The organism is Prosthecobacter sp., assembly GCF_044378005.1.
Classification (GTDB): Bacteria; Verrucomicrobiota; Verrucomicrobiia; order Verrucomicrobiales; family Verrucomicrobiaceae; genus Prosthecobacter.
The window spans coordinates 36,732-55,430 of the sequence record NZ_JBILYB010000009.1; the positions used below are offsets into that span (position 1 = coordinate 36,732).

17 protein-coding genes are annotated in these 18,699 nt (G+C 60.3%); 5 read left to right on the top strand and 12 right to left on the bottom strand.

Going from position 1 to position 18,699, the window contains the following annotated elements:
- Nucleotides 1–79 precede the first annotated feature (79 nt).
- From AC6FTP_RS03550 to AC6FTP_RS03565, 4 genes are all read right to left on the bottom strand, one after another.
- The gene (locus AC6FTP_RS03550; protein WP_497205524.1) at nt 80–1,075 is read right to left on the bottom strand and encodes an OmpA family protein; all 996 of its coding nucleotides are present in this window, start codon (nt 1,073–1,075) and stop codon (nt 80–82) included.
- A gap of 163 nt (nt 1,076–1,238) precedes the next feature.
- Complete coding sequence (locus AC6FTP_RS03555) at nt 1,239–2,870, bottom strand: PrsW family glutamic-type intramembrane protease (protein WP_497205525.1); 1,632 nt, start codon at nt 2,868–2,870, stop codon at nt 1,239–1,241.
- A 21-nt stretch (nt 2,871–2,891) separates the two neighbouring features.
- Nucleotides 2,892–3,203: a hypothetical protein gene (locus AC6FTP_RS03560; RefSeq protein ID WP_497205526.1), complete on the bottom strand. Its 312-nt coding sequence runs from the start codon at nt 3,201–3,203 to the stop codon at nt 2,892–2,894.
- Nucleotides 3,204–3,213: 10 nt separating this feature from the next.
- Nucleotides 3,214–3,690: a GNAT family N-acetyltransferase gene (locus AC6FTP_RS03565; protein WP_497205527.1), complete on the bottom strand. Its 477-nt coding sequence runs from the start codon at nt 3,688–3,690 to the stop codon at nt 3,214–3,216.
- 99 nt (nt 3,691–3,789) lie between these two features.
- Between AC6FTP_RS03565 and AC6FTP_RS03570 the strand changes: the two genes are divergently transcribed.
- Both AC6FTP_RS03570 and AC6FTP_RS03575 read left to right on the top strand, forming a co-directional pair.
- Complete coding sequence (locus AC6FTP_RS03570; RefSeq protein WP_497205528.1) at nt 3,790–4,581, top strand: helix-turn-helix domain-containing protein; 792 nt, start codon at nt 3,790–3,792, stop codon at nt 4,579–4,581.
- A gap of 12 nt (nt 4,582–4,593) precedes the next feature.
- Nucleotides 4,594–5,868, top strand: a complete 1,275-nt coding sequence (locus tag AC6FTP_RS03575) for an amidohydrolase family protein (protein ID WP_497205529.1) — start codon at nt 4,594–4,596, stop codon at nt 5,866–5,868.
- Nucleotides 5,869–5,890: 22 nt separating this feature from the next.
- On the opposite strand, the gene AC6FTP_RS03580 is transcribed toward AC6FTP_RS03575, so the two are convergent.
- Entirely contained in the window at nt 5,891–6,280 is a 390-nt protein-coding gene (locus AC6FTP_RS03580) for a hypothetical protein (protein ID WP_497205530.1), read from the bottom strand.
- Nucleotides 6,281–6,283: 3 nt separating this feature from the next.
- The gene (locus tag AC6FTP_RS03585) at nt 6,284–6,478 is read right to left on the bottom strand and encodes a hypothetical protein (RefSeq protein WP_497205531.1); all 195 of its coding nucleotides are present in this window, start codon (nt 6,476–6,478) and stop codon (nt 6,284–6,286) included.
- 60 nt (nt 6,479–6,538) lie between these two features.
- On the opposite strand from AC6FTP_RS03585, the gene AC6FTP_RS03590 reads away from it, so the two are divergent.
- From AC6FTP_RS03590 to AC6FTP_RS03600, 3 genes are read left to right on the top strand one after another with little or no spacing between them, the layout of a single operon-like run.
- Nucleotides 6,539–7,498: a DUF6807 domain-containing protein gene (locus AC6FTP_RS03590; protein ID WP_497205532.1), complete on the top strand. Its 960-nt coding sequence runs from the start codon at nt 6,539–6,541 to the stop codon at nt 7,496–7,498.
- Between the two features lie 58 nt (nt 7,499–7,556).
- The gene (locus AC6FTP_RS03595) at nt 7,557–11,414 is read left to right on the top strand and encodes a LamG-like jellyroll fold domain-containing protein (protein WP_497205533.1); all 3,858 of its coding nucleotides are present in this window, start codon (nt 7,557–7,559) and stop codon (nt 11,412–11,414) included.
- Between the two features lie 58 nt (nt 11,415–11,472).
- Nucleotides 11,473–12,603 (top strand): hypothetical protein, encoded by a 1,131-nt coding sequence (locus AC6FTP_RS03600; protein ID WP_497205534.1) that lies wholly within the window; start codon nt 11,473–11,475, stop codon nt 12,601–12,603.
- Between the two features lie 7 nt (nt 12,604–12,610).
- Here AC6FTP_RS03600 and AC6FTP_RS03605 read toward each other — a convergent pair whose 3' ends face one another.
- The 6 genes from AC6FTP_RS03605 to AC6FTP_RS03630 form a co-directional block, all read right to left on the bottom strand.
- Nucleotides 12,611–14,398, bottom strand: a complete 1,788-nt coding sequence (locus tag AC6FTP_RS03605) for a M3 family oligoendopeptidase (RefSeq protein ID WP_497205535.1) — start codon at nt 14,396–14,398, stop codon at nt 12,611–12,613.
- A gap of 69 nt (nt 14,399–14,467) precedes the next feature.
- Complete coding sequence (locus AC6FTP_RS03610) at nt 14,468–15,079, bottom strand: RNA polymerase sigma factor (protein WP_497205536.1); 612 nt, start codon at nt 15,077–15,079, stop codon at nt 14,468–14,470.
- On the bottom strand, nt 15,054–15,515 hold the full coding sequence (locus AC6FTP_RS03615; protein ID WP_497205537.1) for a Spy/CpxP family protein refolding chaperone: 462 nt from the start codon (nt 15,513–15,515) through the stop codon (nt 15,054–15,056). Before AC6FTP_RS03615 ends, AC6FTP_RS03610 begins: the two co-directional genes overlap by 26 nt.
- A complete protein-coding gene (locus AC6FTP_RS03620) occupies nt 15,512–15,787 on the bottom strand; it encodes a hypothetical protein (protein WP_497205538.1) in 276 nt (91 codons plus the stop codon). Before AC6FTP_RS03620 ends, AC6FTP_RS03615 begins: the two co-directional genes overlap by 4 nt.
- 12 nt (nt 15,788–15,799) lie before the next feature.
- Nucleotides 15,800–17,932, bottom strand: a complete 2,133-nt coding sequence (locus AC6FTP_RS03625) for an SGNH/GDSL hydrolase family protein (protein ID WP_497205539.1) — start codon at nt 17,930–17,932, stop codon at nt 15,800–15,802.
- Nucleotides 17,933–17,981: 49 nt separating this feature from the next.
- Nucleotides 17,982–18,686, bottom strand: a complete 705-nt coding sequence (locus AC6FTP_RS03630; protein WP_497205540.1) for a hypothetical protein — start codon at nt 18,684–18,686, stop codon at nt 17,982–17,984.
- Nucleotides 18,687–18,699 lie beyond the last annotated feature (13 nt).

Sequence of the window (18,699 nt, forward strand, 5' to 3'; positions counted from 1 at the left end):
CGGTTACTTCCATACGCAGGAAAGCCGGGCTGCGTCAACGAAGTGACACGGTCCGGCTTTCTTTGAATGCTATGGAAGATTACTTCTCGACCCGCACGAGAGCCACGCGGCGGTTCTTGGCGCGGCCTTCATCGCTGCTGTTGCTGGCGATGGGGCACTGATAGCCGACACCGCATGGCGTGAGGCGCGAGGCCGCTGCGGGCACGCGCTCACTCAGCGCGGCGACGACGGCTGCCGCGCGCTTTTTAGAGAGATCGATGTTATCATCGAAGCCACCGACGACATCGGTATGACCGACGACGAGCAGGCGCAGGGAGGCATCCGCCTTCAGCAGCTTCTCCACTTCATCCAGCGTCGGGCCGGACTCGCCCTTCAGCGTGGCGGAGCCGGTATCAAAGTAGAAGCCGTAGAGATTGACGCCGCCTTGGTCGATGAGGGCGGAGGCCATCTCTTCCGCCTTCACCACGACCATCTTTTCCTCCATGGCCGCAGACTCGATGACATCCAGCGCGATGATGGGCGCGCCCTTGGTCGCCTTCAGTCCTGGAGGCGTGTTCCCTGTCGTGTAGTTCACGATGTAGAGCGAGAGGTGGGTCGAGCCTTTCTTCGCGGCGATGTATTGGCCGCCGACGTAGCTCAGGGCAAACGTGCCTGAGGGGCGGTTGTTGTAGCGACCGCAGAAGAGCCTGCCGCCACCCAAGCTCAGCGCGCCCTCGCTGCCTTCCCAGAGGATTTCCCAGCCTTTGTCGGCCAGTTCAGTTTTGTAGTTCCGTGCGACTTCCAGTGCCGTGCGATTGGCATCCGTGCTGACATAGGAGACACGCGTGACTTTGCCCTCCAGCTCCAGCGTTTTCTCAAAGGCACCCTTGCTGCCATTGGCGATGGGTTTCGTCATTTTGCCAAGCGGCAGTGTGTAAGCTTCAAAGGCCTTCTCATCATAATAAGTAATGCGGGTGGCGTCATAGCGCTTCAGTCCGAGCGGATCTTTGGAGCCCGGAATATCTGCGGCATCGGCAGCGAGCATGAGCGAAGGCATAGCCAAGACGGCTAGGAGAGCGAGGATAGGTTTATTCATCAGTGGAGGGGGAATAGAGAGAGCCTTCGCGTCATTCTGTTCAGAACTCGATGAAAAGTAATCGTGCCGCTGAATCTCTTTTGGCCTTGGGCCACGGCGCTGAGAGCACTGCCTCTATGAAAGTGGCGGCGGGGCGGTGGCGCACAGTCGGTCTCCTCTGGCCTCACCGGGAAGACAAACCTCCCTCAAACCGCCGCCAGTAGATCACGGCCACCGGCAGGATCGATGCACAGCTTTTTGCCGCATCCACGACAGCGAGCCAGGTGCCATCTTGCACCGCTGTGATGATCAAACTTACTGCGATCACCAGAGCGGAGCCGATGAGAAAAATCGCCGCCGGTGAGATCGTCTGCCGCACCTGTGGCATCTCTTTCTCCACCTCATCCCAGAATCGCCAGGCCAGCAGCGCGAGGATGAGCATGGGCACATACGAACTCAGTCCTGTGATCTGCGGCGCATCGTAATCATAGACAGCATGTGCCACGACGATCATCGCAAAGGTGCTGATGAACTCCTGCACGCGGTGGAAGCGGCTGCGCAGCATGTCGTAAAGCGCATGTGTGGTCAGCCCGGTCATGGCGATGTGCATGAAGTTGGCTGAGAGGAAGCGCGGCAGGGCCACGCCGTTCCCATAGTCGGCGTAGTAGTCCATGTTCTCCTCCAGCGCGAAACCGAGGCCGACAAACGCGCCCGTCATCAGCGCCATTGCCGGGATGCGCCGCCACACGAGCCAGGGCATGAAAAGCGATGCCAGGGCCAGCTTGCAGATCTCTTCACGAAACCCCACGCCGATGATCAAATGCCAGAGGTCATACGGGAAGGGCACGTCATCACCACCGATCCCCATCGTGTCTTCCTGCCAGGCTATCATCGACACCGTGGGCCAGATGCTCGCGATGCCTGCCACGATGGGTGCGATGGGCCAGGACCATCGCCACGGCTGCATGGGAGAATGCATGACCAGCAGCACATACCAAAGCCCTGCCGCGAGTCCCGTGAGAGCCAGTGCGAGGTAGGGCACCGTTTCAAAACGATGCTTCAAAAGCCCGCGCCACTGCATGGCCAGATCTCCGAGCACGATGCCTGCCTCATGTTCCAAGATGGGGGGCACCTCGTCCAGCCAGCCGTTGCTCGTCATCGTGCGCAGGCTTGTCTCATCCTTCAGGTTCAAAGCCAGATGCACTGCCGTCTCACGTGCCTGTTTGGCATCGGGAAAGAGAGAGCCTTCACGAATCATCGCTGCGAGTGCGTCTGAGTCATGATCAGTCCTCAGCAGCAAGCTCGCGTAAAATTCATTGGCAAAGGGTGGCGGCTTTTCCTGCCCCGCCAGATCACGAAGACGGGTCACTGCTTCTTGGTTCGGTGTGCCATTTTCGGCGAGATAGGCAGCGAGGTAGTTTTCAAAGGCCTGCCTTTCCACCCCGGCCGACACATGCTTCTCGATCAAAGGCCGCACTTCATAAGTCAGCAGTTTGCCCGACTTCGTGTAGCTGCTGTCATTAGGCATCTCCATCTCCAAAACATCCTTGAGCACCTTCAGGCTGGGCATCAGCTTTCGCAGCCAGCGTGCCAGCGCGCGGGGCGTAGGTTCCGTGGCGCTGTGGAGCCGCTGCCATTCTTTGCGAATCGCCTGCTCCATTGGGTCCACCACCGCATCGTGACCTCGCTCAGGCTGCATTTGCGTGATGACCCAGGATAGAAAAAAAGCGCCGAGCACAATGCCCACAGAGAGTTTTTTCAGCACATCGGCACGGCGTGACCAGTAATGCAGCCGCGAGCGCCATCCGGTAATCATGATCGAGTCAGCAGTGGGGGCTTACTTTTTCCACCAGTCCTGCTCACGTTCCCAGGGCGCAGGTTCTGGCTCACCGGCAGGCTTCGCGGCTTCGGCTGTCGGTGCCTCCTGGTGCGAAGCCTCCTCCTCCATCTCCATCAGCAGTTGGATGTGAGGCGCAGGCTTCGTCGTGCGCCGCCAGATCAGCCAGGCCCAGCAGGCAAAGAAGCCGAGCATGAAGAAGAGGAACGCCAGATTGATCATCACGAACCAATCCATCCCCGCCACATGCTCGCCTGCCATCCCGGACTGGGGACGCTGAAAGTAAGCTGGGGAGGCGAGGATACCGCTCATGACAGGTCGGTTACGTTTTGTCAGCAAAGACCAGCCGCATCGGAATCATGCTGGAGAAGCCAAATCCATGGCTGGCAAAGAACGTCTGCGACTCCGCACTGATGCGATCCGTGAGCAACGTGATGCGTTTGAAGCTCTTCTGTCGGGCAAACTTGACCGCGTAGTCCAGCAACCGTCCACCATACCCCTGACGGCGATGCTGCGGATGCACGATCACGTCCTCCATGAGCACCACCGGCCCACCCTCGGCCGTGCTGATCGTGAAGAGCAGGTTCACCATCCCGATCACCTGATGATCGGTGCGCAGCACAAAGATGCGGCCCAGCCTCGGCTGCTCAAGAATCATGCGCAACCCCTGCTCCTGCTTGGTCTTGTCAGGGTTAAAATCAGCCTCTTCGCTAAACAGCGCCACCAGCAGTTCCACGAGCTGCGGCAGATCTTCGATGGTGGCCGGCTCGATGCGCGGCTCGGTGACGGATGACGACATGGCCCCGAGTATGGAGGCAGCCCTCCCCGATGGCAACGGGCTTCCTGCCTGAACATCATTCGCGTGAAAATAAGTGGTGCCACCGTTTCTCTCCCCCTCATGCCACCCAGGCGTTCCCACTTATCCCTCTCGACAGACTTTAGTGCGGAAGCATTGCGAGACCTCTTTGACACTCTGCCCGACGTTCAGGCATGGATCAAAGATGCGCAGCGACGCTACCTTTGGGTCAATCGCACCTTCCTGCTGAACTACGGCATGACCAACCTCAACGAGGTGCTCGGCAAGACGGACGACGACCTCTCGCCCCCACATCTCGCCGCGCACTTCCGCGAAGGTGACGAAGCCGTGCTCGCTGGCAAGACTGTGCAGAGCCGTCTGGAACTCGTCGGTCGCTACGATCACACTGCTTCTTGGTGCTTCACCACGAAGCGCCCCGTGCTCGATGGCAAAGGCCGCGCCATCGGCACCACAGGCATCACCCGCGTGCTCGATGCCTCGCAGATCGATCAGCGCGGCGACATCCGCCTCGGCGTAGTCATCGCGATGATGATGCGGCGTCTCGGCAAAGCCGTCACGAATGCCGAGATGGCAAAAGCCGCCGGTATGTCATCGCGGGCCTTTGAGCGATCCTTTTTCCGCGAGTACGGCTTGCCACCTCAGCAGTATTTGAAGCGACTGCGCATCCAGACCGCGTGTCGCCTGCTTGTGGATACTCGCGAATATATCGCTGCCATCGCCCAGCGCTGCGCCTTCGCTGATCAAAGCCACCTCACGCGTGAATTCCGCCGCGTCACGAAGACCACGCCTGCAGCCTACCGCGAGGAATTCGCCGCCGCGAATGTTCCAAGCCCTGCCGCTTTTGTTCTATCTAACGCCAAACGGAAACGATAGCCTTAAAGCACCATGAAGCTCCAATCTGGCTCCACCCTCATCCACAACGGCCAGCTCGTCGATGGCACGGGCGCACCTCCGATCCCGAATGCCGCCGTCATCGTCACTGACGGCCTCATCAGCTATGCTGGTACCGCAGCGAATGCACCCGCGTTGCCCGATGCCCGCGTCATCGACGCCAAAGGCGGCACCATCATGCCGGGACTCATCGAGGCGCACATTCATCTGACTTACTTCAACGTCACCGAGTTGCAGGATCTCGACATCAAGTTCCCCGTCGAATACGTCACGCTGCAATCCGCCGTGAACGCCAAGACCGCGCTCGAATGCGGCTACACCAGCGCCCGCAGCGGCGGTTGCCTGCACAACATCGACGTGTGGATGAAAAAGGCCATCGAGGAGGACATGATCCCCGGCCCGCGTTTGTCAGCCAGTGGCCGCGAGATCTGCGGCGCGGGTGGTTTGATGGACTGGAACCCCGATTACCGCCGCATCGGCATGGAAGGAATCGTTTTCATCGTGAATGGCCCCGACGACGCCCGCACCGCCGTGCGCAAGCTCGTCAAAGACGGCATCGAGTGGGTGAAAACCTATCCCACGGGCGATGCCGCCTCACCCGACATCAACGACCACCACACGCTGTGCATGACCTTCGAGGAAATGCATGCCGTCGTCGCCACCGCGCACAATCACGGCCTCAAAGTCACCGGCCACTGCCGCGCCCGTGATGGCATCTACAACGCACTCAAGGCCGGTTACGACGCCATCGAGCACGGCACCTTCATGGACGACGAATGCCTCGAACTCTTGCTCAAGCGCAACGTACCCATGTGCCCAGGCCTCGGCTTCGAGCTATTCAGCGTCCAACGCGGCAAGGAATTCGGCCTCTCGCAGCGTGTGCTAGACGGTCATCAAGAAACCCTCGAAGCCGGAGCTGAAAGCGCCCGCCGGGTGCTCAAAGCAGGCGGCACACTCGGCCTCGGCGGCGATTACGGCTTCGGCTGGACGCCGCACGGCACTTACGCGCAGGAGCTGACCTTCTTCGTGAACTACGTCGGCTTCACCCCGCTCCAAACCATCACCTGTGCCACCCTCGGCGGCGCGAAGATGATGGGCCGCGCCCACGAGCTTGGCTCCCTCGAAAAAGGCAAACTCGCCGATGTCCTCGTCGTGAACGGCGACGTGCTCCAGGACATCTCCATCCTCGAAAACCGCGACAACCTGATCGCCGTGATGCAGGGCGGCGTCATCAAGGCTGGAACGATGGTGCGTCCTCCATCGGCTTGAACCCATTTGGCCCATGCTCGTGTTACTTCTCCATCTGATCGCAAAACGCTCGGAACGCCTTCACCTCATCCTCCGTCGCCACACCCGCCACGATGTGGCTCGCGAGGCTGCGAATGACGAAAGCCTGATCAGCGGGGAGGGCGAGCTTTTTGATCACAAGTGCGATGATCGAAGCAAACGTGTTTCCATTGTAAAAACAGAACGGAGCCTTGCGGTGGCAGCGTCGGCAAAGATCCACCGCCTCGTCCAAACTCATGCTTTGCGTGTGATTAGCCTCCCAGAGCGCCTTCGTGATGTCATGGCCGTCCGAAGTGCGCTTATGCAGTGCGTTCTTGGCCGCGTAGAGCACCGCATTCTGTGCCGTGACGATTTCCCAGGTGTAGTCCGCCAGCCAGGCACGAGTCGCGCTCATGGTTCACTTCGCCTCTTGCTTGCTGGCTTGCTTGATTTGTTTCAGTTCCTCCACGCCGGCACTCTTGAGATAGCCCTTGCCCGTCTTGGCATACACCGGCTCTGCCGCGAAACGATCCTGCATCGCCAGCCCTTCGGCCATCAATTCCTGAAACAAGGGGCTGCTCAGTAGTTTCGGATCAATCGACGTCGTATCCATGGGCAAATTCTACTGTTCCCTTTTCCGCCCCGCAATGATTCATTCCATCCCAGCCAAACCATGAAACTCCCTCTTCTGCTTCTTTGGGCGTGTGCCGTGGGCCAACTCATAGCCGCCGACATCACCGCCGAAAAGCTCGGCTCCGTTCTCCACTTCGCCATCAACGGCAAAGCTATCTGCGATTACCAGATGGAGCCCGGCGGTGTCCCGGAAGGCGTGAATCCCATCTTCAAACACGGCGCTCATCTGCATCCCGTTTATTCGCCCAGCGGCAAGCTCGTCACCGGCAATCATCAAGCCGATCACCTTTGGCAGCGCGGTATCTGGCTCGCATGGACGAAGACCGAGTTTGGCGACTCGCATCCCGATTTCTGGAACATGGGCAAGACCGACGCCAAAAGCGGTGCCTCGCTGCCCGCCGAGGTCCGCTATGTCAAACTCGACAAATCATGGGGTGGTGCTGACGGCGGAGGTTTCATCAGCCAGCACGTCTTTCTCGATCACAGCCACACACCTGACCAAAAAGTGCTCAATGAGACCTGGGAGGTGCAGGTCTCGCAAAAAACACTCGATGGAGTGCTCGCGAACATTATCGACCTCACCAGCACGCAGACCTGCGCCGGTGCCACGCCGCTCAAACTCCCCAAATACCACTACGGCGGCCTCGGCGTGCGCGGCAGCGAGCAGTGGAACCCTGTCGATGCCGTCACCATGCTCACAAGCGAAGGCCACGACCGCAAAAACGGAGACAACACCAAAGCCAAATGGGTCCACCTCGGCGGCCAGGTCGATGGCACGCCCACTGGCATCGTCGTGCTGATTCATCCGAGCAACTTCCGCTTCCCGCAGCCCCTGCGCCTCAATCCCAAAAACCCTCAGCTCTGTGTCGCTCCCTCACAGGATGGTGACTGGTCCATCGACCCCGGCAAACCCTACGTTTCCAAATACCGTCTCCTCATCCACGACGGCAAACCGGACGCAAAATGGATCGAGGCGCAGTGGCAGAGCTACGCGAAATGAACTGGATCAACCACGGAATACACTGAACACACGGAACTGACTCTAACCAATCTCTCAAATGCCCCGACGTATCCTCACTCTTCTTATTTCCGTGTGTTCCGTGTGTTCCGTGGTCAAAGCCGCCGATCTCTTCGACAAAACCAACCTCGCCGCCTGGTGCATTGTGCCTTTCGATGCGGCGAAGCGCTCCCCCGAAGCCCGCGCCGAGATGGTCGCGAAGATGGGCCTCAAAAAAGTCGCCTACGATTGGCGTGCGGAGCATGTCGCCGAGTTCGAGCGAGAGATCTTGGCCTACCAAAAGCACGGCATCGAGATGTTCGCCTTCTGGGGCATGCATGACGAGGCCTTCCGGCTCTTCGAGGAGTACAAGCTCCATCCGCAGCTCTGGATCATGATGCAGGGCGCTGGCGACACACAGGACGCCAAAGTGAAATCCGCCGCGGAAGGTCTGCTGCCCATTTTAGCCAAAGCGAAGAAGATCGGCAGCCAGGTCGGCATTTACAACCATGGCGGCTGGGGCGGAGAGCCGGAGAACATGGTCGCCGTGTGCGACTACCTCAAAAAGAACCACGGCACCGACAACATCGGCATCATCTACAATCTCCACCACGGCCACAGCCACCTCGACCGCCTTCCCAAAGCCATCGAGGCCATGAAGCCGCATCTTCTTTGCCTCAACCTCAACGGCATGGACATCGCAGGCGATACAAAGGGCCGCAAAATCCTCCCGCTTGGTGTCGGCACCGAGGACGTGAAAATGTTGCGCATCATCCGCGCCAGCGGCTACAGCGGCCCCATCGGTATTCTCAATCACACCAACGAAGACGCCGAAGGCCGCCTGCTCGACAACCTCGACGGCTTGAAGTGGCTCGTGCCGCAACTCGACGACGCACCGCCCACCGCGAAGCCCAAGTATCGCACCTGGGATGAGGCGAAGGTCCAAGCTGCTGCCGCTCCCGCGATCACCGCCAAGCTTGCCGTGATCGGCCAAGGCGTGCCGTCGTTGAGCAAAGAATTCGGTGATGCCTTGAAGGGCAGCTATTTCCAACTCGATAACGAACCCTTCCGCACGCTGCCACTCACCATCGAGTGCCGCGCCAAACTCACCGGCAAGGAACGCTTCAACATCCTCGTCGCCTCCGACGCCAAATCATCGGCCACCCATTGGGAACTCTACACCCATGCCGGGCGCGGCACTCTCGCACTCTACATGCCCGGACGCGGCGGCGACTTCGATTCGCAGGTCAATGTCTGTGACGGCGAGTGGCACAACCTGCTCGCCAGCATCGATGAGAAGAACGTCACGCTGTGGATCGACGGCAAACAGGTGCTCGAAAAGCCCGTGCAGCCGCTCCAAGGCACGCCCAAGGCAGGCGGCATCGCCTTTGGCAGCCTCGTCGATCACTCGATCGGCTGCGATGGCCTCATCGACGACGCCCGCATCTCACGCGGCGTCATGAAGCCGCGCAAAGGCGACTCCCCACGCCTGCGCATGGATAACACCCTCGGCCTCTGGGACTTCGACGACCTCCACGCGCTCCTCCCACCGCCCGCGCCCACTCCCGCCGAGTTCAAGCCCGACCTCCCGCCGCTCAACAAAGACGACAACCAGCACTGGCGTGAGTTCGTGAACCGCGAGCGCACCTTCGACTTCTACGGCAAGCAGGCCTTGAAGTTCATGAATCAAACGCTGCCCGAGCTCATCCCCGCCTTCCCCGGCATGGACGGCGGCCAGCAAGGCCACTGGGGCAACCAGAACGACCAAGTGACGTGGAAAGACGGTCGCTGGTCCGCGAGTGATCTTGGGAGCGTCTTTAGCGGTGTCTTCAAAGGCTCAGGCGTGACGGTAAACAAAGGCGTGTGCGTGCGCTTCAATGACAAAGCGGCTGTATTTGATCCTGAGCGCATGGCGTGGCGCTTGGAATGGTCGGGAGGCTTCATCAAGCTCAACGACAACCGCCACGGCTTCATGGCCGGCGCGCCGATGGATGGCAAAGTCATCTCCAAAGAAGAAAAGAAGCTCGCCGGCACCTACCGTGGCTTTTTCCGCCGCATCAATGAGGTCAATATCGTCACCAGCGAGACGCCCTTACCCGCACCAGGCCCCGCCCAATGGCCGCAGTGGATCGAAACCAAGGGCGAACTCGGCACGCAGACGCCCTTCGCGACGGATCGCATCACGATCCCGTTCGAGAATCCGTATGGCACGCTGTTCTTCATCACCGCGCACGATTTCTTCAGCGATGGCACCGCCGCCATCGCCACGATGACGGGCGAGGTCTGGCTGGTGAAAGGTATTGATGAGAAGCTGGAGAAGATCCGCTGGAAACGCTTCGCCACCGGCCTGCACCAGCCGCTGGGCATGAAGGTCGTGAAGGACAAACTCTACGTCCTCGGCCGCGATCAGATCACCTGCCTGCACGACCTGAATGGCGATGACGAAGCTGATTTCTACGAGTGCGTCACGAACGCGATGACCACCTCGCCCGGCGGCCACGATTTCATCATCGGGCTGGAAACCGATGTGCAAGGCCGCTGGTATTTCGCCTCAGGCAATCAAGGCGTGTGCCGAATCACCGGGCATCGTAAGCTCGACGTTCTCGCCACCGGCTTCCGCAATCCAAACGGCCTCGGCATCTCACCCGATGGCCGTTTCATCACCACGAGCGTGCAAGAAGGCGATTGGACCCCCGCCACGAGCCTCTGCCAGATCGAACTCGGCAAAAACGAAGGCGCTCACTTCGGTGCCGGCGGCCCGAAGAACAACCAACCGCCCGAGCCCGTGCTCATGTACATGCCGCGTGGAGAAGATAACAGCGCCAGCAGCCAGGCCTTCATCTCCGGCGACAAGTGGGCCTCGCTCAAAGGCGATGGCAACCTCATCCACCTGTCCTCAGGCGGGGGCAGCGCGTGGCTCGTGATGCGGCAGAACGTCAAAGGCCGCTGGCAGGGCGCGGCGGTGCGCATCAGCGGCAATTTCGACTCTGGCCCGCAAGCCGCGCGTTTCAATCCGAACGACGGTCATCTCTATGTGAACGGCATGCAGGGCTGGGGCAGCTACACGCCCAAGGACGGCTGCTTCCAGCGAGTGCGCTTCACCGGTGGCGACAAACCGGTGCCCGTCGGCTTTGAGGCTCGCGACAACGGCGTCCTCATCCGCTTCAACCAACCCGTGAAGGACGCCAATGCCGCCACCTGCTTCGCGCAATGCTGGAACTACCGCTACGGCCCGCAATACGGCTCGCCCGAGTATTCCGTGAAGTATGCCGACACGCCGGGGCATGATCCGCTGGAGGTGCGCAGCGTGCAAAAGCTCGACGGCGGCAAGACGCTCTTCCTCGAAATCCCTCAAATCGTCACCGCGAGCCAGATCCACCTCCGCGTGAGCACCGGTCACGACATCTTCCTAACCGCGCACGCTTTGGCCGAACCCTTCACCGACTTACCCAGCTACGCGAAGATCGCCAAAACGAATCACGCAGCACAAATCGGCCTCACCGCACCGACACCGAGCAAACCCAACCCCTGGGCCAAAGGCGAAGGCGGGCGCGAACTCATCATCGAAGCCGCTTTAGGTCTCCAATACGTCCAGAAACAACTCACCGCCAAAGCAGGCGAGAAACTCACCATCGTCTTCAAAAACCCCGACGTCGTGCCGCACAACTGGCTGCTCGCCAAACCCGGCTCTCTGCAAAAGCTAGGCGACAAGTGCAATCTCATGATCACCGACCCGCAAGGCCTCGCGAAGCACTACGTCCCCGACAGCGACGACGTGATCGCCTACACTGACATGACCAATCCGAAGGGCGAATTCACCATCCACATCACCGCCCCGAAGGAAAAAAGCGATTACCCGTATTTGTGCACGTTCCCCGGCCACTGGATGGTCATGAACGGCGTGCTGAAGGTGGAGTAGCAGCATGTCACAATTCGAGTTTGCCACACAGTCCATCCTGCTATAAAGCCGATCATATATGATCAACCTCATCTCCAACCCTGCGGATCTGAAGCCTTCCACGACCTGGCAGGAAACCATCTGGGCCTACACCGCCGAGGAGGAATTGGTCGATCACACGACGAAGGCCCGCCTTTGTGTGGCGACTCTGCTTCCCTTTAAAGACAAGCAGCCGGACTGGGAGGGCTTCACCAAAAGCGTGCGCTGGATGCAGCAGTGCGGCGACCACTATGGCGTGGAGATGGTCTTCGTGCTGAATGCTGACACGGGTTACATTTTCGATCTCAGCAACGAAATGTATGCCGAGGTGCTGAAGCGCTTCAGGGCGGAGTTTCCGACCACGAAGTTCATCGCTGGAGTCACCGCGCGTGGGGCGGAGAAGGACGAGGTTTTCAAAGCCGAGCGCTACTGGCCGCTGCTCGACATCGCCCAGAGTCACGACAACGGCGAGGTGATGATCATGACCTCGCGTCTGCTGAACATCCTGGAACCCGAGGCGCGTCGCGATGCCTACTTCGAGATCGCCGAGCACATCACGCATCCGGCCATCGCCCACGCGCTTGAGCCTTCCTTTGTGCCATGGGCCACGCCTTATGAGCCCTGGCTGCTGCATGAGATCGCCAATCATCCGAAGTATGTTGGCGGCAAAGTCAGCACGCTCGATGAGCCGCACTTCCTCTACTGGTCAGCCATGTGCAAAGGGCTGAACCTGCCCTTTGCCCCGCACAGCGGCGATGATTATGGCATCGCCACCGCGATACGGCTCGGCCTGCCTTTGCTCATCGGTGCCGGCGTCAGCGCCTGCCCGCTCATCGCCGCAGCGCGTGACATGTGGCTGCTCGACAGCGTGGCGGACAAGAAGTGCAAGACCGGCACGGGACGCTTCGACACGCGGGTGTACAAGCTCTTTGAAGCCTTCCAATCCTTTGAGGATCTCGTCTTCCGCCTGAACGAAAAGATGAGCGCCGCGCCCTACAAGCACAGCACGGCGCATGTCCTGCATCACCTCGGTTTGATCGACGCTCCAGAGTCGCACCCCGACTGCAAAGACGTGCGCGGAGCCGATGAGTCCCTGCGCATGGAGGAAGCCATGCGCCGACCTCTACGCGTGGCGAAGCGGCTAGGCATTCCGGGTTTCGAGCCGAAGTAAACCTGGATCAAGTCAGCGCCTCATACGCCAGCAACGACGGCTCCATGGCCTTCAGAGCCGTGGCCCAGAACTCGGGATTCGTGAGATCCTCGCCGAGCGTCTGTTTCACGACCTCTTCGCAGGTGGCGCTTCCAGTCATGGAGAGGAAGGCCTCGTAGCGTGGCAGGAATGCCGCGCCTTCGACTTTGAACCGGGCGAACAGTGCCTGGCTGAGCAGATACCCGAAGACATAGGGGAAGTTGTAGAAGGAGACGCCGGTGATGAAGAAATGCATCTTGTAGGCCCAGAACATCGGGTCGATGCCGTCGTCGAGCAGTGTGTCGCCGTAGAGCTTGCGCTGCGCTTCGGTCATCAGCTCGCGAAGTCGTGAAACGGAGACTTCACCGCTGGCGCGCTCGGTATAGAAGGACTTCTCGAACTCATAGCGCATGGGGATGTTGATCAGGTAAGCATGAGCACGGAGCATCTCTTGATCGAGCAGATAAGCTTTCGTGTCTTCGGTGATGCCTGGATCATTCATGAGGCCGCTGAGCAAGATCATCTCACCGAAGTTCGAGGCTGTTTCAGCGAGCGTCATCGGATAGTTGGCAGCAAACGAACGCGCCGGGCGAAGAACGCAGGAATGCCAGGCGTGACCGACCTCATGCGCCAGCGTGACCATGTCATGCACTGTGCTGTGGAAGGTCATGTACACACGTTCTTCGTGCTTGAGCTGCGATCCGGTGCAGAACGCGCCGGGGCGCTTGCCAGCTCGTGGCTGGGCCTCGATCCATTGTTGGGCGAGCATTTCACGGAAGTAGGAGCCGAGCTTCGGATACGCGGCGCTGAAGGCCTTATCGACCGTGGCGCAGGCTTCGTCCCACGAGAGCGGCTTTTCCTCTGGCGCAGCGATCTGCGGGGCTTCGAGGTCGAAGTAATGCAGCGCTGGCGTGCCCTGGATCTTCGCTGCTTTACGCAAGGCGCGACGCGGCAGTTCGATGTGCGTGTGGATGGCCTCCATCATCGCATCGAGAGACTTCCGGCTCATCGCACCATCAAAGAGCGGTGTGTCCAGGAAGTGCGGGATGCCACGGCTGCCATACAAGCTCAGCCTCGTTCCAGCGATGCCATTCAAACCTGCAGCGAGGGTGACGGCGTGATCGTTCCAAGGCTTCTGTCCATCATGAAAAGCCGCTTCACGCAGCTTGCGATCCGGTTCGGACATCAAAGCGCGTCGGCGTGACATCGGCACGCTTTCCTTGTGACCATCGGGGAAGGTCATCTCGAACTCCATCTTGCCCGTGAGCGTGTCGTAGAGCCGTCCCCAGGCATGCAGTCCGTTCACATTGAGATCGGCGGCCAGCGCTTCCATCTCCGACTTCATCTGATGCTGGCCTTCATAGCGCATCCGCTTCACTGCATGCTTAGCGTTTTTCAAAGAGGCATCGCCGAGCAAAGTCGCGAACTCAGCATCGCTCAAAGCCGCCAGTGCCGAGCGCAGGGAAGCCTGGAGCTTCGTGCTTTCGGCTTCCAGTGTTGAGATCCATGCCTCATCGGCCTTCACGGCCTCGTTGTTCGCATCGTCCGCCGACAAGCAACCGAGATAGGCCGAGAGATGGCCAAGACGGTCTGCGAGCGATTCCAGCGCATTGATTACATGGATGATGTCGGCCACGTTGCTGCCAAGAGCAGAGGCTTGCGTTTTCAGCGCCTCGACATCGCTCACGAGAATGGTTTTGAAGTCAGTGTAGTCAGCGTTGCCAAAGCCGGAGAACCAGGATTCGAGAGACCAGCGGTCGGGTGTGGAGGTGGACATGCTCTTTTGTTACGAGGAAGCGGGCGTGGTGCAAGCAAAGTAGCCTGCATCGCTCCGAGTGATGAGCGGCTATTTCTCCTCTTCCCACCACTGCATGAGCATTTGGCGGGCGCGGTAAAGGCGGCCTTCGACGCCGCGGACGGAGGTGCTCAGCACTTCGGCGCACTCCTCATGGCTCAGGCCTTCCATGGTGGTGAGCATCAGGGCTGCGCGGAGTTTTTCTGGCAGCATGGCCAGGCCGCGCTCCAGCTTCTGCATCTCGCTCTGCCACTCGGCGCTGGTGGCGGGGCTGTGCTTCGGGCACTCGGGCGAATGCGCCACGTCATCCAGTGCGACGGTATTTTCTCGCTGCCGTGTGGCTCGGGTCTTGGCCCGGTCCCGGCAGAGATTCAGAGCGATCTGATAAAGCCAGGTCGAGAGCCGCGCACGACCTTCAAACTCGGGCAGCGCCTGCCACGCACGGATAAAGGCATCCTGGCAGACTTCGCGGGCATCCTCCGTGCAGTGCAGCCAGCGGCAGCAGAAGCCATAGAGCCGTTCCTCATGCTGCTGCACGATCCATTCGAAGGCGGCCATGTCTCCTACCTGGGCGGCACGGATCTTCTGCTGCTCCACACTGGCGTGCGTGGCAGCTTCCGGCTCCATGAAGAGGAGATCAAGGCTCGCGGGTAAGGCTGTCATGGGTCCACTCAAGAAGTCGTTTGGCCTGCGCGGGGCGGAGATGTCGCTTCATGGCGAAGAAATGCTCCAGCGTGAGATGTTGGAGCTCACCCTGGCACTTGTTCAGCCGCTCCAGCGCTGATTTGAGCCGCGCATCATTCACATCAGCTCCACTGATCGCCGATGCGACCTCGAGACCTGCCGCGCGGATCTCTCCACGCAGTCGCACGCGCTGCTGCTCGAACTCGGTTTCGATGGGTTCCAGCATGTCATGCTGCTCAGGCGTCAAATCGAGGTGCTCATGCATCCAAGCATGGAAATCCGGCTCTGTGTGATCCTGCGCGTGGCTCTCCCCATGGCGATGAAGCACCCAGTCGGTGACGAACCACGCAGTGCCACCCGCCAGGACGACGGAGCAGAGCACGGAGATGAGCAGCCACTTCGCGCGCGAGGTCATTTCGGCAGGCCCTCGCGGAAAAGTTTCATCGTCGGTGGAACGGTGTGAGTGGTGTCGCGCGAGGCCATGGACCAGCAGACCATGCCCGCTGTGATCATGCCGGAGATGGCGGCCAAAAGGAGCAGCCACTGCACAAAGGAGCGCCAGCGTTTTGCCCGGCCATCATCCACCTTTACCCGCGCCATGATCGTGCTTTCCAGCGACGCAGGCACCACACCCGGCATCGCCGAGGCGGCGCGCTTGAGCATGGAGTTGAGATCGGCGTCGTTCATGACGAAAGCGGGTTACTCCAGGATCACCGTCGCGCGCTGGGTTGGCTTGGCGCTGAGTTCCAGCACGGCCATGGCAGCGGCATCGTTGGCGGATTTGGCGGTAGGCACGAGCGACCAGGTGCGGTAGCCTGGCGCGGTGTTCAGCGTCAGGCGTACGTTGAGACCGAACTGGCTGTTGCCATTGTCCAGCGCCCACTCGTGTAGGTAGAGATAGGTGCGGGGGATGGTGAGCTGGATTTGATGCCGGCTTCCACCGCTGGAAGTGTGCGTGGATTGAAACTCCTTCGCGGCAAATGCGGCGGAGTATCCGGTGCCAAAGGCCCAGGGGGAAATGTCATGCACATGCCCTTTGCCAGGGGCGGCGGAGCCGGTGACGCGCAGGGGGGCGGTGCTTCCAGCTTCGAGGCGCTTGCCATAGCTGCGCGCATCCAGATTCACATCGAGCTGCCATGCGGCGGCTCCAGAGCTCGCGGCATCCAGCAGCATTTCATCGCCACTGACATCACAGATCAGCGTGAGTCGGGAAGGGTCAGCTTTGACTTCCAAACTAACTTTGCCCGTGCTCTCCGACGCTGGCGTGAGTGGCACGGGCTGATTCAGGCCGACATTCCGTACGAGCGTGATCTCGCGTGTGCTGGTGAGCGTGAGGCCTGAAGTGGTGAGGCTCAGTTTGAGGGGGGAGCGGGAGACTGGCGGGCCGTTTTGCGGGAGATCAAAGCCGAGATCGAGAGGATGTGCCGCACCGGGCTTGAGATCAAATTTACCATTCAGCGGGGTTCCGAGAAACTCCGCCTGCCAGGTGCCGCTGAAGTCGTTCTGACTTGTGTTGATGATCTGACCACCCGCCACGAAGCGCTGCTCCTGATTGAAGAGCGTGTCGCCGCTCCACACGATGGCCGCAGGCTGCAACGGGGCGCGCAGCGTGACGATGCTGGCACGCTTGCCGGAGATGATGAGCACAGGCAGGCGGGCAACGCTTTCCTCCGCTGGTAGGGATGCGCTAGAGCTGCGCGCATACTTAATGGTGAGCGTCTGCTTGGCACCCGCCGCCAAGGTGATCTCGGGCTGCAGCTCGCGTGGCTTCCAGCCTCCGGCGATCAGGGGCAGGAGGGTGAATGACTGGCTCTGCTGGCTTGGATTGATCAAGGTGAAGCGCGCTTCCAGGGCTGCGCCATTCTCACGCCAGTTGGCATAGGGCGTTTGGATGGACCAGGGGACATTCGCCGTGCCATCAAGCATGGATTGAAACAAGGCGCTGCCGAGCCGCGCGTGCAGGCCGGGGCGGGGGAGGAAGACGCCGTCCTGGCTTTCATAAAACAGGCTGCGGTAGGTGGTGATGAAGCGATCAAATTTTTGTGCATCGTCACGTGCATCGGAAGGTGGGAGATCGAGCAGGCGGGTGATGTCGCCGAGGTCGGCAAACATCCAGCCTTCCTCCTCGGCGAGTTCACGAAGCGCATCCGAGATCGGGGCTGTGATGCCGAGGGTCGTTTCTGGCTTGGCACTCATCGGCAGCCAGGGTGCAGTAAGAATGACATCAGCCTTCAGTGCTTTGGCGGCCTCCACTGCCTGACGTGTGGCATTGGCAAATGCCTGGGGCGACATGCCGGATTCCGCCTCCGCCAGCCCGTGGCAGATCAGCACCAGATCCACCGGTGACTGCCTTGCCACCGAGCCGAGCATCGCCGCTGTATCCACGATGCCGCCTTCGGTCGAAAGTGCGCGTATCGTGAGGCTGGGAGCGAGTGCGTCAGCCCCGGCATTTTTTCCTGCTTCATAAATGCCGCCCGTGTAGAAAAACTGGTTTGCCAGCTCGCGGCTGAAATAGGCCGGGAAGGTGGACAGGACGCCCAGATCCGCCACCTCAGACCAGATCTGCATCTCCCGCTCACCCACCAGTGCGAGGATGTGGAGCGGTTCCCTTTGGGAAAGCTTCCGCCAGGCATTCGGCAGCAGCTTTTGCAGACGCTGCTGGCGTGCTTCGCTCAGTTCGAAGGTGTCGCGTCCCTGCGGTGGCTTGGGAGCGGGCAGTCTTTTTTCCAGTTCACGGGCCTGCTCCGTCGGCGTTTGGGCGCTCAATGACCATAGGCAGGCACTGGCAAGCAGGCCCGCCGTGAGGAGGCAAAGGGGTTGGAGACGTGGCATCCGTCGTTCATCGCCGTGGCTGGCAGATTTTTCCAGTGCAAAGACGGGCTCACTCCTCCGGCTTGAGCACTCGTGGTGCGGAAGTGAAGTCCGCTGGCAGAGGCACGCCGAATACCTGCGGCTGCTCCAGTTTGCCACGCTCGGCCTTCGGTGTGAGGTGATCAAAGAAAGCCTCGAAGCTCAGGCTGCATTGCAGGCGGCGCTGGCTGCTGTCGATCTTCGGGTTCAGTTCGATGATGGCAGAGTCAAAGGGGGGCTGGGTTTTGAGCCGCTTGGCCTGGGCACGGGTTTCCTCGATGGACACTGACTTGTCTTTGATCACAGCGATGAGCTTTTCTAAATCCGCGCGCGTGATGTCTCCCCACAGTTTCCGCCATTGATCAGGCTGCACGAGCGGCGCCTGCACATTCACCCAGCGCTTCTGCTTCGGCGTCACCTGCTCCCAAAAGCCAACGATGAGGAGAAATGGCTCCGCGATCTCAAACTGCCGCATCGCATCGCCCAGCCCGACAGGCGTGCCGTGCTTCGCCGCCTTCGGGTTCACGGGCACGCGGCCATGATTCAAGTTTGCACTGGCCGGGATGTCCCACTTTTGCGTGTAACCTTTCGGTTCATAACCGCCGAAGAAGGTGTCGCGCAGCCACTTTTCAAAGATCAGGCCGTGGGACTGGACCTCGCGCGCAACGAGGGATGCCGAACACAACACCAAGCCTGCGATCAGCCAAGCGGCGGCTCGTTTGCAGGCTTTCGTCATTCGGCATTCGCTC

What these genes read in the sequence shown, in the direction of transcription:
- AC6FTP_RS03595 (WP_497205533.1), top strand. Translation starts at nt 7,557, where the DNA reads ATGCCCCGACGTATCCTCACTCTTCTTATTTCCGTGTGTTCCGTGTGT.
- AC6FTP_RS03555 (WP_497205525.1), bottom strand. Translation starts at nt 2,870, where the DNA reads ATGATTACCGGATGGCGCTCGCGGCTGCATTACTGGTCACGCCGTGCC.
- AC6FTP_RS03610 (WP_497205536.1), bottom strand. Translation starts at nt 15,079, where the DNA reads ATGACAGCCTTACCCGCGAGCCTTGATCTCCTCTTCATGGAGCCGGAA.
- AC6FTP_RS03620 (WP_497205538.1), bottom strand. Translation starts at nt 15,787, where the DNA reads ATGAACGACGCCGATCTCAACTCCATGCTCAAGCGCGCCGCCTCGGCG.
- AC6FTP_RS03590 (WP_497205532.1), top strand. Translation starts at nt 6,539, where the DNA reads ATGAAACTCCCTCTTCTGCTTCTTTGGGCGTGTGCCGTGGGCCAACTC.
- AC6FTP_RS03585 (WP_497205531.1), bottom strand. Translation starts at nt 6,478, where the DNA reads ATGGATACGACGTCGATTGATCCGAAACTACTGAGCAGCCCCTTGTTT.
- AC6FTP_RS03560 (WP_497205526.1), bottom strand. Translation starts at nt 3,203, where the DNA reads ATGAGCGGTATCCTCGCCTCCCCAGCTTACTTTCAGCGTCCCCAGTCC.
- AC6FTP_RS03575 (WP_497205529.1), top strand. Translation starts at nt 4,594, where the DNA reads ATGAAGCTCCAATCTGGCTCCACCCTCATCCACAACGGCCAGCTCGTC.
- AC6FTP_RS03580 (WP_497205530.1), bottom strand. Translation starts at nt 6,280, where the DNA reads ATGAGCGCGACTCGTGCCTGGCTGGCGGACTACACCTGGGAAATCGTC.
- AC6FTP_RS03565 (WP_497205527.1), bottom strand. Translation starts at nt 3,690, where the DNA reads ATGTCGTCATCCGTCACCGAGCCGCGCATCGAGCCGGCCACCATCGAA.
- AC6FTP_RS03630 (WP_497205540.1), bottom strand. Translation starts at nt 18,686, where the DNA reads ATGACGAAAGCCTGCAAACGAGCCGCCGCTTGGCTGATCGCAGGCTTG.
- AC6FTP_RS03615 (WP_497205537.1), bottom strand. Translation starts at nt 15,515, where the DNA reads ATGACCTCGCGCGCGAAGTGGCTGCTCATCTCCGTGCTCTGCTCCGTC.
- AC6FTP_RS03625 (WP_497205539.1), bottom strand. Translation starts at nt 17,932, where the DNA reads ATGCCACGTCTCCAACCCCTTTGCCTCCTCACGGCGGGCCTGCTTGCC.
- AC6FTP_RS03605 (WP_497205535.1), bottom strand. Translation starts at nt 14,398, where the DNA reads ATGTCCACCTCCACACCCGACCGCTGGTCTCTCGAATCCTGGTTCTCC.
- AC6FTP_RS03600 (WP_497205534.1), top strand. Translation starts at nt 11,473, where the DNA reads ATGATCAACCTCATCTCCAACCCTGCGGATCTGAAGCCTTCCACGACC.
- AC6FTP_RS03570 (WP_497205528.1), top strand. Translation starts at nt 3,790, where the DNA reads ATGCCACCCAGGCGTTCCCACTTATCCCTCTCGACAGACTTTAGTGCG.
- AC6FTP_RS03550 (WP_497205524.1), bottom strand. Translation starts at nt 1,075, where the DNA reads ATGAATAAACCTATCCTCGCTCTCCTAGCCGTCTTGGCTATGCCTTCG.